This window comes from Nocardia paucivorans NBRC 100373 (assembly GCF_000308675.1).
Classification (GTDB): domain Bacteria; phylum Actinomycetota; class Actinomycetes; order Mycobacteriales; family Mycobacteriaceae; genus Nocardia; species Nocardia paucivorans.
Map to the genome: position 1 here is coordinate 174,761 of NZ_BAGE01000030.1, position 14,697 is coordinate 189,457.

Sequence of the window (14,697 nt, forward strand, 5' to 3'; positions counted from 1 at the left end):
CTCCACCCGGGAGGGCTGCCGGGTACGGCATACGCCGTGCCGTATGGATGTAGGAGGTGCCGTGTGAGCCGTAAGCCATCCCGGTTCTCGGCGGAGATACGGTTGCGGTCCGGTATGCACCCCGCGGGGTCGAGCGGGTCGCGTGCGGTGTGCCGGGTACGGTCGCGGCGACAACAGGTGCCGGCGCCCCGATGCCGGTGCGCGAACGAGCGAGGTGGACCGAATGCTGTCGACTCCCTGGTCGCGGGATATGGGGTTACGTGCCCCGATAGTCAATGCGCCGATGGGCGGTGTCGCGGGCGGACGCCTCGCCGCGGCCGTCACCGCCGCCGGTGGACTCGGGATGATCGGGATGGGCAGTGCGGGCTCGGCCTCGCGGCTGACTGCCGAACTGGAACTGTTCGGTGGGGTCGGCGGGCCCTTCGGTATCGGGATGGTCGATTGGGTGCGGGCCCGGGAGCCGCAGCTGCTCGACATAGCCCTCGCGGCGCGGCCGACGGTGATCTCGATCGGTTTCACGGAGGATTTCTCCTGGGTCGAGCGGGTGCGTCGACACGGTGTGGTCGCGGTGACCCAGGTCTACGACGCGGCGCAGGCGCGTCGCGCTGTGGACGCGGGTGTGGATGTGATCGTGGCGCGGGGAGCCGAGGGCGGCGGTCACGGTGAGCCGTTGCTGGGCACACTGCCCTTGCTGGATGCAGTCCTGGACGCAGTCGATGTGCCGGTATTGGCGGCGGGTGGTATCTCCACCGGCCGGACCCTGGCCGCCGTGCTCGCGGCGGGCGCTTCCGGCGCCTGGCTGGGAACACGGCTGTCGATGTGCGCCGAGGCACTCACGCCGGACCGCGCCCGCGAGGCGTTGGTGCGCGCGGATGCGACCGACACCGTGGTCACGCGTGTCTTCGATATCGGCCAGAACCTGCCGTGGCCGACCCGTTTCCCCTCACGGGTATTGCGCAACGATTTCACCCGGCAGTGGGAGCACCATGAGGACGACCTGGCCGGCGCGTCGGCGGCCAAGGACGCATTGGCCGCGGCGATGGCCGGCGACGATCCGGCCGTGGCTCCGGTCGACGCCGGTGAAGGTGTGGGAATGCTGACCGAGAGCAGCCCGGCCGCTCAGGTCATCGACGAACTGTGCTCGACAGCGCATCGGTTGTTGAGCGGTTGGGGCGAGCGCTGAGGCAAAGGCCCCGATTGTTCGTTCGGTGCGAGCGGTGCCGTATCGCCAATGGTTGCTCGTTGGATTTCGGTCCTGGTGATTCCAATCGATGACGGGGCGCATTTCGTGCCCGATCATGGTGCGATCGCCGAGCCGTCCATGGGCGACCATGCGGCCCGTTCGGAATCGTTTCCTGCGCAGCAAGCGCCGAACATGAGGTCTTCCATGTCACGTGAATTACACCTTGCCGGTTTTCTGATCGCCTCACACGTAACGCATTCGCATGCCGCGTGGCGGCACCCCGGTTCGGAAACCGATTATCTGGGACCGGGTTATTACCGGCGGGTGGCGCAGACACTGGAACGCGGTAAGTTCGATTTCCTGTTCTTCGCCGATCTATTGGCAACGCCGGTGCGATACGGCAACGATATTCGGGTGCCGTTGCACAGCGGAACCCAGGCCTCGGCCACCATCGACCCTTCCCTGGTCGCCGCCGGACTGGCGAATGTGACCGACTCGCTCGGGCTCGCGATCACCAAATCCACCACCTATTTCCATCCCTATGAGGTGGCGCGGATCTTCGCCACCCTGGATCACCTGTCGGGTGGCCGGGCCGGATGGAATGTCGTCACCTCGCTCAATCAGGCCGAAGCGCAGAACTTCGGTCTCGACAACCACCTCGGCCACGACGAACGCTACGAGCGCGCGCACGAGTTCCTCGAGGTCGCCTACAAACTCTGGGGCAGTTGGGATGCCGACGCCCTCGTCCGGGACAAGGCCTCGGGGGTATTCGCCGATCCGGACAAGGTGCATGTCGTCGACCACAGCGGCACGTGGTTCAAAACCCGAGGACCGCTGACGGTGCCGCATTCCCCACAGAGCCGCCCGGTCATCATCCAGGCCGGTTCCTCGCCGATCGGTAAGGATTTCGCGGCCCGCTGGGCCGAGGCCGTCTTCGAGATCGACCCCACCCCGGAGGGTCGTAGGGCCTACTATGACGACCTCAAATCACGCGCATCCGACTTCGGCCGCAATCCCGACGACATCAAGATTTTTCCCTCGTTCGTTCCGTTCGTCGGCGAAACCGAGACCATCGCGCGCGAGAAACAGGCCTTCCACAACGAACTCGCCGACCCCGTTTCCGGCCTCATAACCCTGTCGGTGCACACCGACCACGATTTCTCCCGATACGATCTCGATGCTCCGATCGAAGACATCGTGGTTCCGGGCACCCAGGGTCTGTTCGATGTGGCCCGCCGCCTCAGCGTCCGCGACAACCTCACCCTGCGCGATATCGGGAAACTGTATGCCCAGGGTGTGCTCCTGCCCCAGTTCGTCGGCACCCCCGAACAGATCGCCGACCAGATCGAGGAGGGCTTCCGCGGCGGTGAGGCCGACGGGTACATCCTCTCCGCCGCCCAAGCACCGGGCACCTTCAACGATTTCGTCGACCTCGTCGTACCGGAACTCCAGCGTCGGGGTCTGTTCCGCACCGAGTACACCGGCACGACCCTGCGCGATCACCTCGGGTTGGGCCCGGCGAGTTTGCGGCCCGTACCGCGTGCGGTGCCGGCTGGGGCCGCGCGGTAACCCCGTCACTCGGTGTAGAGCCGCCTTCATCAATGTCTCGCCGAAATGTCTCGCCGAACCGGACGCAGATCCGGAGAATCCATCACGGCACGGGCCATACGATGTAGCTGTCTGCGTTCGTGAGATGATCTTTCGGCTCGGGGGCTGTGGTGGAAAGGATTTCGAGGGATCTCGAGGTGCTGCGGCGCAGCGGTACCGGTTCGGATCCGAGCTACGGGGAGCGCCTGGTGGGGTACGACCCGCTCGTATTGTTGGTCGACGCCGACAACAGTGTTCGGCGGCGGGCATGGGACGCCCTGAAAAGTACTCCCAAGGAGGAAGGTTTCCAGAGGCGTATCGCCGGATTCGTACAGTCGCTCGAACCCGAGGAGATACGGTTGCTGCTGACCGATCCGGACCCGGCGGTTCGGCGGCATCTATGGGATGTGCTCGACGGTTACGACGACGAGTCCGATACCGATCGGCTCGGTGCCGTGCTTCGGGTATTGGCGGACGACCGATTCGATTATGCCCGGTCGGACTGCGAGCAGATCATACGACGCGCTTGCCTCCGCGTGTTCGAGGATGTGGTGGAGGTGCTCGCCGACGATCCGCCACCGGGCCTGGCCGGGCGGCTTCGTCGTGCCTTCGGGATCTCCGCTCAGGAGCGACCGCTCGCATTATCGCCTCGTGCCGCCGATTCGATGATCCACTGTTGGCGGTGGTCGTGTGGACGGCACGGTGAGTTCGTCGCCGCACATCGATGCCGTCACCTGCCGGTTCTGGTGGCGTTATCGGCCAGTTCGTGTGCGGATATCCGCCGTTCGGCCGTGGAATCGTTGGTCGAATTCGGCCCTGGTGTGGTGGAGGTGCTGCGAGAGGTGCGGCGCAGCCGTTCGCCGTCGCGGTCCATGGCACTGGCCGTTATCGCGGAATTGGGCTGGCACAACTTGGATCCGGTGGACCTGATGGCCTTGTATCGGTTGATTCGCATCAAACAGCGAACCGAGACACCATCTCCTGTATCGCAGGAAGACTTCCACGCGTCGTGGTATGCGCTGCCGACCACCGATCGGGCGGCTGTCCTGGCGGCGTTCGATCTGCACGATCCGATTCCGGTGACGATGCGGATGGGGTTCGCGCCCTGGCAGGGGCATATGCCGGAGTACGTGGACGCGGATCTGCACGAGCTCGATGGTCCGTACCGGTATCGGTGGCTTCCGTACTCGCAGGTGTTCGTCACGCCTGCGTTGGACGGTTGGACCCTGGTGGTGTGGCAGGAGTTCTCCGGTGAATCCTTCGACGGGCGAATGTATCGCCGTCTCGAACGGTTGAGTCGACAATTCGGGGCGGCGCATTTCTATTCCCAAATGGACGACGGCAGTCTCGGTCTCGGCAGCGAGTGGTGCGTCGCCGAGTCGGGTACGGTTCGCGTGCACTGTGGCTGCTACGACGGTGAGGTACACGTCCACCGTTCCACCGAACTCGATCCGACGGTGCCCGCCGACGAGGCGGTTCGGGAATGGTTGGCCGCCAACGATCACGGCGAGGGGCATCGTCCCCCCGAACCGGAGCCGATCAATATAGATCTTCTGTCCGGGAAGAACCGGCTGCGAGCACGTTTCGGCCAGGATTCTCTCTCACTCGCCGAGGAGGATTATCAATACTCGAAAGAGGCCATGCAGGAGTGGGAGTGTGGTGTGCAGGGGGCGTCGTGGCGGTTGTCGGTGAGCCTGGAGACTCTCGGAGCCCATACCCGCGTTCAGGGATCCGGTGTGCTGGCCGTTCCGGCCGGTCGGCGCGATGTGGTGCGTCGCGGTCGGTTGCCGATCTGAACATCGGTCTCGATCGAGCGGTTTCCGGTACTTACGGCCGGTAATTTTGTTGTCGCACCTTGGATATCGCGATACCCAAGGGATAGATGACGGTGACCTCATCGGTCACCGGCTCGAAAAAGCGGCGGAGGCCGGACGCGGCGTGAACTCGTGGTGGTGTGCCGGGTGAGCAACGCTGGTAGGACTTCGGTCGTTCGTCGGCTCCTCAGGGGCCGGGGGTGCTGGGGTCAACCACAGCCCTGAAGTGTCGCGTCGGACAGCTCCGCGATGACGTCCTGTATGTCGTGGTGGGTGTGATAGGTGCGAAGCTGTCGCGTCGCGCCGTTGCCGCGGGCCAGGACGGCGTCCACCGTTTCGGCGACGAAGCGGTAATCGCCCAACTCCTCCAATGCCGGGCGGATACGGGCAATGAGTTCGGCCAGCCAGATCCGCCCCGGAATCTTCCGCCCATTCGTCGGGTCGACGAGTTCGCCCGCGATACCGTCACGTGCCGCCTTCCAGTACGCGAGCCGGAGCAACTCGTCGAATATCTTCGCCGGGGGTCGCTTCTGCACCGGTGCTGTGCGGGCGGTCAGCACCGTGGCGCGGATCAGGGTTGCCAGTAGGGCGGTTTCCTGTGCCGTTGCCGGGATATCGCTGATACGGATCTCCACGGTGGGATATCGCACCGACGGACGAACATCCCAGTACACCATTTTCCGGTCGAGGATGATGCCGTGGGACAACATCATCGCGACCATGGCGTCGTAGTCGGCCGCCGAATCGAAATACGGTGGGGGTCCCGCACTCGGCCACCGCCCCCACAGGATTCGGCGCCAACTCCGGTAACCGGTTTCCGCGCCGTGGTAGAGCGCCGAATTCGCGGTCAGCGCCAGGAACAGTGGCAGCCAGGGCCGCAGGAAATTACTCGCCCGAATGGCGGCATCCCGGTCCGGGACGCCGATATGGACGTGGCAGCCGCATACCTGCTGTTCGTGCGCCGGCCTGCCGTAGTTCTCGACGATACGCCGATTGCGCGGTGTCGCGGTGATCGGAATATCGTCCGAAACGGTCGGTGGAACCGCGACGGCGAGCAGGCGGGCTCCGTTCTTCTCGGCGCACGAGGCGATGGTGCGTCGCAGCTCGCACAGTTCCGTGAGCAGGTGGGACGAGCTGGAATGGACCCGGGTATTGGCCTCGATCTGGCAGCGGATGAGCTCCGGATACAGGTTGATACCGGCCTGTTCGGCCGTCCCCGCCACCTCGACGTTCTTCGCGACGGGAGCGCCGGTTTCGGGGTCGGTGAGGAAGAACTCCTCCTCGACCCCCACGGTCGAGGAGCCCGCCTCCATACTCATGGGTTTGCTCATCGGAGCCGGTCGGAGCTGCTCCGGGAATCCGGTGTGGTCGACCACCTCGGGATGGTCGATCACACCGGCGGTCGTCGGCTCGACCGCGGGTACGGAGAGCCGCGGTGAGCGCGGGGCGATTGGATCGATCACCGATGCGCCGGTACCCGCAGCCACGGCCGCAACAGATTCTCCTCCGTGGACGGACCCATCTGCCATTCGGCGATCCACGGACCGGTGCCCTCGCTCGGGTCGAGTACGCCCTCCTCCAGCCGGCGGTAGTGGCCGTCGAGCACATTGTGTGCCACCCGCATGTCCTCGTCGTCGGTGTTGTCCCACAGCGAGTCGAACAACCGGCGCACCCGAATGCGCGCCTGCCGGCAGAACATATCGGCCAGTTCCTCGGCGGCCGCCGCTTCGGCGGTGCCGTCGGCGCGTTCGGCCTGCGCCCGCACACACGCCGCCGACATGGCGAACAGTTCCGCGGCGATATCGACGATGCGGCCCAAGAACACCTGTCGGTATTCGAGCTTGGCCTGCCAGCGCGCCATGCCGTACATCAGGGCGCGGGCCTGTTTGCGTGACATTCGTTCGGCGAAGCGCATATGCCGCGCCAGTGGACCGAACTCGCCGAACGCGGCCGGTGCCGTGCCCGGACCGACGGTCAACTGTGGGAACCATTTGGCGTAGAAGCCGCCGGCGCCCACCGCCGCTTTCGCTTTCTCTTTGAACTCCGCTTTGCGGTCGACCAACGCCCCGGCGGCGGCCATATGCGCATCGGCCATCTCCCGGGCGATGAGCAGGCGCATGATCTCACTGGACCCTTCGAAGATCCGGTTGATCCGCAGATCGCGCAGCAGCTGTTCGGCGCCGACCGCGCGTTCGCCCCGTGCCCGCAGCGATGCCGCCGTCTCGTAACCGCGGCCGCCTCGGATCTGCACGAGTTCGTCGGCGATCTGCCAGGCCATCTCCGAGGCCCACAGCTTGGCCAATGCCGCCTCGATACGGATGTCGTTGCGGTTCTCGTCGTACATGGTGGCCGAGAGGTCGAGTACCGCCTCCATGGCGTAGGCCGTCGCGGCGATGAAGGACACCTTGGCACCCACCGCGGCGTGCTCGCCGACCGGCCGGCCCCACTGAACGCGGGCGCCGCACCATTCGCGGGCGATCTTCAGCGACCATTTGGCCGCCCCCGTGCACATCGCCGGAATCGCCAGCCGACCGGCGTTGAGGGTGGTGAGGGCGATTTTCAGGCCGTCGCCTTCCCGGCCGATGAGGTTCTCCTTGGGAACCCGGACATTGTGCATGCGGGTGACGCCGTTCTCGATACCGCGCAGACCCATGAACGAATTGCGGCGTTCCACGGTGATGCCCGGGGAGTCGGCCTCCACGACGAAGGCGGAGATACCGCCGCGATGGCCCTCGCTCTTCGGTACCCGCGCCATCACGACCAGCAGCTCGGCCACCACACCGTTGGTGGTCCACAGTTTGACGCCGTTGAGCTCGTAGGCCTCGCCGTCGGTCGTGGGGGTGGCGGTGCAGGCCATCCGGGCCGGGTCGGAGCCGACGTCGGGTTCGGTGAGCAGGAAGGCGCTCACCGCGCCCCGGGCGCAGCGGGGTAGAAACCTCTGCTTCTGCTCCGGGGTGCCCGCCAACTTCAGCGGCTCGGGCACACCGATGGACTGGTGCGCGGACAGCAGCGCACTCAGGCTCGAGTGCACGGAGGCGACCAGCATCAGCGCCTTGTTGTAGCCGACCTGGGACAGGCCCTGCCCGCCGTATTCCTCGGGGATCTTCAGGCCGAAGCAGCCCAGCTCGGCAAGGCCGCGCACATACTCTTCCGGGATGCGGTCCTGCTCCTCGATCACGTTGCCGTCGAGGGTCTCGCAGTAGGCCCGCAGTCGGGCCAGGTACGCGTCGGTCTTGGCGGTGTCCTCCGCGCTGGGGCGCGGGAACGGGTGGATGAGGTCCGTGCGGTAGTGGCCGAGGAACAGTTCCTTGGCGAAGGAGGGTTTGGTCCAGGTGGCCTCGCGCGACTCCTCGACCAACTGGCGGGACTGTTCCTCGGTGACGTCGACTTTGCCGGTAGTGGTCATTATGTCCTCCTCGGACGTGACGACGATCACAGTCGAGTGTAGGAGGCCGTGTTACCCGTCGGTAGGGCCAAATGGCGCAGGGTTTGCGCCGACCGTGTTCTCCCATGGTGTTCGGGCCGCTAGCGGCAGCCCGCACCCGAACAGGTGGTCAAGGTGGTGAGGCGACGGTCGAGAGCGGCGACCACATCGGTGTGGGCTGCGCGACCCTCGGGAGTTTTGATGAGGTTGGTGAGCTGGTAGGGGTCGGTCCACAGGTCGTACAGTTCGTACTCGCGCCGGTCGAGGGGGCGTTCCCGTTCGTACCACCGAACGTACAGGTACCGGTCGGTGCGTACGGCGCTCCAGGACGGCATATCGAGCGCGTAGACGATCGGGGTGTCGGTGCCGGGAATCTGTTCCTGGGCGATGCCGTCACGACCGGTGTACCCCGCGCCGCCGTACTCGGCGACGAAATCGTTACGCCACCCGCCGCCGGCGCCGGACAGCACGGGCACCAGGGACCGGCCGTCCATCCGGTCGGGGATCGGGATACCGGCCCAGTCGAGAACGGTGGGGGCGAGATCGATCGACAAGGCCATGGCATCGCTGCGTCCGGGATCGATACCGGGGCCGGCGATCGCGAGCGGAACCCGCAGGGACTCCTCGTAGGGGGCCATCTTCTGGGTGAGGCGGTGGGCGCCGAGACTGTAGCCGTTGTCGGAGGTGAAGATCAGATAGGTGTTGTCCAGTTCGCCGGTGCGGGCCAGGGTGTCGATGATATTGGCGACCATCTCGTCCAGGGATTTCAGCGCGCCCAGTCGGTTGGTGTAGTCGGCGTCGTTGGTCACGGCGATCGTCGCCGCCCGCGCGTCCGCCGTATCGATCAGCCACGACGGTTTGTCCGACACATCGGGCTCCTGATAGTTCGGTGACCGTGGTGCGGCCGTGGGCCGGGTTTCGGGCAGGTGCCGCGGCGCGGGCGGAATCGGGAAATGCGGGGAGGTGGAGGCGGCGTACCAGAAGAACGGTTGCCCCGACTCGGCGGCCTCGGTGATGAACCGCTCGGATTTGGCGCGGATCACGTCGGTTTCGTAATCCTGCGGTGCCACACCGTATTTCACGAATCTGCCGTTCTCGTTGAGGGTGTAGTTGTAACCGGTGTACAGGAAGTTGTCCACCCCGGCGTTCCAGTCGTCCCAGCCGGGCGGGATATGGCCCGGATCGTCCTCGAGGCCGTTGAGGTACTTACCGGCCATACCGGTCCGGTATCCGGCCGCGTGCAAAGCGGTTGCGAGGGTGTGGGATTCGTTGCCGCGGGCGCGGAAGGTCTCGAAGCCGCCCACTTCGCCGGCATTGGTGAGCACCCCGGTGTTGTGGCCGTATTCGCCGGTGAGGATGGAGGCGCGGGCCGCGCAGCAGATCGGCATGGGGGCGAAACTCTGGGTGAATTCCATGCCGCGATCACGAATCAGCGCGGCGGTGCGCGGCATCACCTGCCATACCGGGGTGGTCGCCGAGTCCAGATCGTCGGTGAGGATCAGCACCACATTCGGTCGCCGATCGGCGGAGTCCGCGACCGACACCGCGGATACGCACCCGGCCACCGTCATCAGCGCCGTGACCGCTGCGAGCAGGCAGCGACGCAGGGAGCGAACGGAATACATGGACAACTCCTCGACTCAGTTACGGGTCGGCGCACGTTCGGTGAGTGTGTCGATGACGGGTGCGAGTGTTTCGGCGTACTCGACGGTGAGGTGATTGTCGTCGCGGAAGACCAAATTGTCACCGATGACGAGAGGGCAACCGGTGGGAGCGCAGAACAGCGGGGTCAGGTCGGCGTACCGGCCGCCTCCGGCGATGGTCGCCGCCCGTTCGGCCGCAATCCCCGCGTCGTCGAGCGCATCCGCTCGGGTCGGGGCGCAGGCGGTGGGATCGTCGAGATGCTCGGACAGACACAGCGGGACATCGGTGTGCGGATCGGGAACCGGCCCCAGGACCAGTACGGTCGCTCCGGTCGAGCGTAACCGGGCGACCAGCCGGCGCAGGCCGTCGATCCAGGCGGGGTCGTAGGAGACGAAACCGAAGTCGGCGCCGTACCTCCGGGACATACTCAGCACGATCAACCGCGGTCGCTCGATCCGAAGCCGGGTCATGACCTGGTCGCGCCACCGCTCGCATTCGGTGTATCGGCGGCCCAGATACGGACTGGTGATGGGCAGGTCCATCAGTGGGCAGGTGACCTTGGCCATGGTCTCCAGCCGCCAGTGTCGTGCCGCGGCGACCCGTTCGAACGCCGGATGCCACATCGCGGCGTGGGAATCGCCGACCAAGGCCACCGTGGTGGCCGAGTCCGGGGCACCAAAGGCGCATTCGGCCTGTCCCACCTCGTGCCAGGACCGCACACAGCCGTTTCCGAACACCTCGGCCTTGCTTCCGGCCGCCTCGGCGAGCGCGGGAGCGAGGTTGGTGGGAACGGCACGCAGGTCGGTGGCCGCGGCAATGGCGGTCTGCGCCTGCTCGGTCTGCCGTCGGATCGTTTCCTCGATGGGGTCGACGACGGGGGTTGTCGGCGCTGCGGGGGCGGCGAGGGCAAGGGCCGGGGCCGGGGCGCCGCGGCCGATCGGGGCCGGGACGAGCACGAGCAGGGCGAGTGCGGTACCGCCGGCGATCGCGGTGGCCGCACCGCCGCAGGCGAGGCTGCGCGCGGCCGATACATGTAGTCGCTCGGCGAAACGCACCGGGTTCTCGACCAGCCACAACGTGAGCATGGCGAGTCCGCCCGCCACCATGATCGCGCCCAGCGATCCGCTCGGTCCCAGCGGATGGCCGAGCGCCCGAGGCGCGAGCAGCAGAACCGGCCAATGCCACAGATACCACGAGTAGGACCCGCGTCCGATCGCCCGCACCGGGGTGAGCGCCAGTCCGCGGCCGACACCGAACCGGGGCGCGCTACAGCCGGAGACGATCACCAATACGGTCCCCGCGACGGGCAGCAGCGCGGCGGTCCCCGGATACCGGGTGTGCTCGTCGAACCGCACGCAGGCGGCGATGATCAGCAGTAACCCGATCCAGCCGACGAGGGTGGCCGGTATTCGCGGTAGCCGGGACCATACCGTCGTCGACAAGGCGATCATGCCCCCGGCGGCCAACTCCCAGGCCCGGGTGGGCAGTGAGAAGAACGCCCACGACGGCAGGGTCTCGGTCCAGCTCAGCGATAGCGCGAAGGACGACCCGGCGACGAGGGCGAGTGCGATCAGATACGGCAGCGGTGTCACCGCGGCGGCTCGGCGGCGTATCACCCAGGTCGTCGCGGCGATCACCGCCGGCCACAACAGATAGAACTGTTCCTCCACCCCGAGCGACCAGAAGTGCCGGAACGGCGACGGGAGCGTATCGCCGGCCAGATAGTCTATATCGTGCAGCGCGAATCGATAGTTCCCGGCATACAGCGCGGCGGCGATTCCGTCGCCGAGCACCCGGCGGGCCGGTAGCGGCGGTAATAGTACGGCGGCGGCGATCGCGGTGGCGACGAGGACGACACCCGCCGCGGGCAGGAGTCGGCGGGCCCGCGCGCCGTAGAACCGTGCCGCCTCGATGGTGCCGGTGGCAACCGTTCGCCGATAAAGGATTTCGGTGACGAGAAAACCGGAAACGACGAAAAATACGTCCACGCCGATGAATCCGCCGTGCATACCGGGCAGGCCCGCGTGAAAGAGTACGACGGCCACCACGGCAACCGCTCGCAACCCTTCGATATCGGGTCGGAAGAATTTTCTCGGCACCGCGTTGTCGTCCCGGTTCGCCCGCCGATCATCCAATTCTTTGTCGGCCGCCACGGTCATGGCCGGCATTGTCATCGAACTTGCCGATGGTGTCACGACAACTCGCCGCGTACGAATATTCCGTATTCATTTCCATTGCGGCGATCGGCGTCATATACGAATAAATCGACCACACCTCACGACCGGTAACCCAGAGATTATGTCGACGCTATTTCGAAAACGGGATGTGTCCGAGCATCGTCGATGAATTGCTCGGGTGACGAGTCCGGCGCCGCATCCGGATACGGCAGGACGAACAGCCGCCGATACAGCGCCACGACGAGTTTCGGGACGCGCGGTGGTCCCGATATCAACGATGCCCGAAACACCTGCGCCGTGCGCTCGAGGGGCAACTCGATGGCCGTCACGGTTTCGACGTGCCGGCCGTGACGCAGGGTCGCTCTGCCCCGGGCCGCACGCAGGTTAAGCACCCGGTTCACCATCTCGTAGGACGTCACCGGGTAGCGTCGGCCCTCCTGCGCGGACACCGCCGGCGGTGTTTCGATCACGCGGCCGGTGCGTCGCCCGGACACGCCGAGAACGCGGAACGACCGTATCGGCAGACCGGCGCATAGCACGGCGCGCATCCACGCGTCGGACGCCCGCGCACCCGTCCCGTTCGATACGGTTTGGCCATAACCCGAGCGTCCTCCGGTGTACCCGCGCAGGCAAATATCTCGGAGTAGCCTTCCGGTTGCGGTTATCTGTTGCTGTGTCTGTAATGAGCTCGAAAACCCGCCGAGGCGGGTCGGATCAGGTGGGCTCGTATCGGTTCACCCCGTACTCAGGAGATCGCCATGACGACCGGTTATGTGTGGAACACCCTCTACGGATGGGTCGACACCGGCAGCGGAAGCCTGTTTCCGTCCGATGCCACGGTTGGTCTCCAACCCATCGGACACCACCTCGCGCATCCCGACACCAAACGGCGGTTCCACGAATTGGTCTCGGTGTCCGGCCTACTCGGCAAATTACATTCGATCGAAGCGAAACCCGCGAGTGAGACCGATATTCTGCGGGTGCACACCGCGGAGCATCTGGAGCGGATCAAAGCCGAGAGTTCGCAGCCGAAAGGTGGGGACGCCGGCGATGGTGTCTCGTCGTTCGGCAAGGGTGGATACGAGATCGCCGCGCTCTCGGCGGGCGGCGCCATCGAACTCGTGAAACAGGTGCTGGCGGGAACGGTCGACAATGGTTACGCACTGGTCAATCCGCCGGGCCACCATGCGACCCGTGCGACCGGTATGGGTTTCTGCGTTTTCAACAATGTCTCCATTGCCGCCGCCTACGCCAAGGAAGTGCTGGGCGTCGAGCGTGTCGCCGTCGTCGACTGGGATGTCCATCACGGCAACGGCACCCAGGACATCTGGTACGAGGACCGATCGGTGCTGACCCTTTCGATCCATCAGCACCTGTGTTTCCCGCCGAATTCCGGTTATCGCACCGAGCGCGGCGCGGGCGACGGGTACGGGTACGCGATCAATGTTCCGCTGCCGCCGGGGAGTGGCGACGCGGCCTATCTCCATGCGATCGAACAGGTCGTCGAACCGGCGCTGCGCGCCTTCGCGCCCGAACTGATCATCGTGGCGTGCGGTTTCGATGCGAGCATTCTCGATCCGTTGGCCCGGCAGATGGTCACCAGCAGCGGCTTCCGGACCCTGACCCGGCGCATGCTCGATCTCGCCGCCGAACTCTGCGCGGGCCGGATCGCCTTCGTGCAGGAAGGCGGCTACAGCCCGCACTATGTCCCGTTCTGTGGGGTCGCGGTGCTGCGTGAGCTGCTCGGCGAGGAATACGTGGACGATCCGTACACGCCGATCGTTTCGACGCAGGGCGGGGACGTGCTTCTCGATCACGAGGCCGCCGCGATCGCCGCAGCGGCGGAACTGGTCGCCGACCTGTGAGTCGATAACGCGCGGTCGGCGCCGGGTGGATGTGTTCGCACGGCGCCGACCGGGGGATCAGTCCGGTGACATCCGGTCGTGTTCGGCGGCGATGGCGGCCTCGTAGGCGAGTAGGGTGTCGACGACCATGCGCCGTTGCGCGGGTGTCAACGGGGTGAGGGCGTGCCGCCAGGCGCGGGCGTTGGGGGAGAGCCATTGAGAGATGGCCGGTCGGCTTTCGGGGGCGATATCGACGATACGTCGGCGGCGGTCGGCCTCGTCCTCGTGACGGATGAGCACCCCTTTGCGGCTCAGGTCGCTCACGAGCAGACTCACCGTGGTGGGTGCGACCTCGAGTTCCTCGGCCAGCCGGGAAACGGTTTGGGGGCCGTCGAGGAGCAGTAAGGACAGTAGGGACAGATGTCTCGGGGCCAGGTCGAGGGAACGCAGTTGTTCCGGTGGCGGGGTGCGTTTGGCCCGGCCGATCAGGCGCGGCATCAGCAACAGCAGCTTTCGGACGGTGTCGTCCGCGGGGTCGGGTGTTGACACTCGACTGCCTCCCAATTGCCTTTGTTTGCAAAGATTATTTGTTGTCAAACGTATTCTAGAGGGAGCGGTATGCCGCATCTGACAGTGCATGTCCTGGAAAGCGATCTCGCCGGCCGAGAAGTCGAGCTGATCGAGACATTGACCGAGGCGGTCGTCGGGGTCTACGGCGAATGGGCGCGAGAGATCGTCGAAGTGCGACTGATCGGATTGCCTGCCGAACGTTGGGGTATCGGCGGCTGTCCGGCGCAGGCGCCGTCGCCGAGTGTGACGTTCGGTATCCGGGAGGCGGCGTTCGAGCACCCGGACGCGCGGGACATTGTGGCCCGCCTGGTCGCGGGCGTTACCGACGCGATCGTCTCCGTATTCGGCGAACCCGTCCGAGCCGGGGTGACCGTCGAACTGGTCGGCACTCCGCAGGGACGCACCGGGGTCGGTGGTCTCGTGCTCGCGTCGTAGCGGAGGCGGTACCGCGACG

Annotated in this window: 11 protein-coding genes; 5 read left to right on the top strand and 6 right to left on the bottom strand. The window is 66.0% G+C overall.

Annotated elements, in window-relative coordinates:
• Positions 1 to 223: 223 nt before the first annotated feature.
• The 3 genes from ON32_RS06945 (at position 224) to ON32_RS06955 (ending at position 4,566) form a co-directional block, all read left to right on the top strand.
• Positions 224 to 1,183: an NAD(P)H-dependent flavin oxidoreductase gene (locus ON32_RS06945; RefSeq protein ID WP_040789672.1), complete on the top strand. Its 960-nt coding sequence runs from the start codon at positions 224 to 226 to the stop codon at positions 1,181 to 1,183.
• Between the two features lie 204 nt (positions 1,184 to 1,387).
• On the top strand, positions 1,388 to 2,752 hold the full coding sequence (locus tag ON32_RS06950; RefSeq protein WP_040789840.1) for an LLM class flavin-dependent oxidoreductase: 1,365 nt from the start codon (positions 1,388 to 1,390) through the stop codon (positions 2,750 to 2,752).
• A gap of 176 nt (positions 2,753 to 2,928) precedes the next feature.
• On the top strand, positions 2,929 to 4,566 hold the full coding sequence (locus ON32_RS06955; RefSeq protein ID WP_157224110.1) for a hypothetical protein: 1,638 nt from the start codon (positions 2,929 to 2,931) through the stop codon (positions 4,564 to 4,566).
• Positions 4,567 to 4,793: 227 nt separating this feature from the next.
• Here ON32_RS06955 and ON32_RS06960 read toward each other — a convergent pair whose 3' ends face one another.
• The 5 genes from ON32_RS06960 to ON32_RS06980 all read right to left on the bottom strand — a co-directional run bounded on the left by ON32_RS06960 (position 4,794) and on the right by ON32_RS06980 (position 12,377).
• Positions 4,794 to 6,047: a carboxylate-amine ligase gene (locus tag ON32_RS06960; RefSeq protein WP_306307648.1), complete on the bottom strand. Its 1,254-nt coding sequence runs from the start codon at positions 6,045 to 6,047 to the stop codon at positions 4,794 to 4,796.
• Complete coding sequence (locus ON32_RS06965; RefSeq protein WP_040789845.1) at positions 6,044 to 7,990, bottom strand: acyl-CoA dehydrogenase family protein; 1,947 nt, start codon at positions 7,988 to 7,990, stop codon at positions 6,044 to 6,046. Before ON32_RS06965 ends, ON32_RS06960 begins: the two co-directional genes overlap by 4 nt.
• Before the next feature lie 119 nt (positions 7,991 to 8,109).
• Positions 8,110 to 9,633: a sulfatase family protein gene (locus tag ON32_RS06970; protein ID WP_040789676.1), complete on the bottom strand. Its 1,524-nt coding sequence runs from the start codon at positions 9,631 to 9,633 to the stop codon at positions 8,110 to 8,112.
• Between the two features lie 15 nt (positions 9,634 to 9,648).
• Entirely contained in the window at positions 9,649 to 11,811 is a 2,163-nt protein-coding gene (locus ON32_RS06975) for an acyltransferase family protein (protein WP_040789847.1), read from the bottom strand.
• Positions 11,812 to 11,948: 137 nt separating this feature from the next.
• Complete coding sequence (locus tag ON32_RS06980) at positions 11,949 to 12,377, bottom strand: hypothetical protein (protein WP_051132943.1); 429 nt, start codon at positions 12,375 to 12,377, stop codon at positions 11,949 to 11,951.
• Between the two features lie 210 nt (positions 12,378 to 12,587).
• On the opposite strand from ON32_RS06980, the gene ON32_RS06985 reads away from it, so the two are divergent.
• Positions 12,588 to 13,694, top strand: a complete 1,107-nt coding sequence (locus ON32_RS06985; protein WP_040789679.1) for a histone deacetylase-like amidohydrolase — start codon at positions 12,588 to 12,590, stop codon at positions 13,692 to 13,694.
• A gap of 57 nt (positions 13,695 to 13,751) precedes the next feature.
• Here the strand turns inward: ON32_RS06985 and ON32_RS06990 are convergent, their stop codons facing one another.
• The gene (locus ON32_RS06990) at positions 13,752 to 14,222 is read right to left on the bottom strand and encodes a MarR family winged helix-turn-helix transcriptional regulator (protein ID WP_040789681.1); all 471 of its coding nucleotides are present in this window, start codon (positions 14,220 to 14,222) and stop codon (positions 13,752 to 13,754) included.
• A gap of 69 nt (positions 14,223 to 14,291) precedes the next feature.
• Between ON32_RS06990 and ON32_RS06995 the strand changes: the two genes are divergently transcribed.
• Positions 14,292 to 14,678 (top strand): tautomerase family protein, encoded by a 387-nt coding sequence (locus ON32_RS06995; protein ID WP_040789682.1) that lies wholly within the window; start codon positions 14,292 to 14,294, stop codon positions 14,676 to 14,678.
• Positions 14,679 to 14,697: the final 19 nt, after the last annotated feature.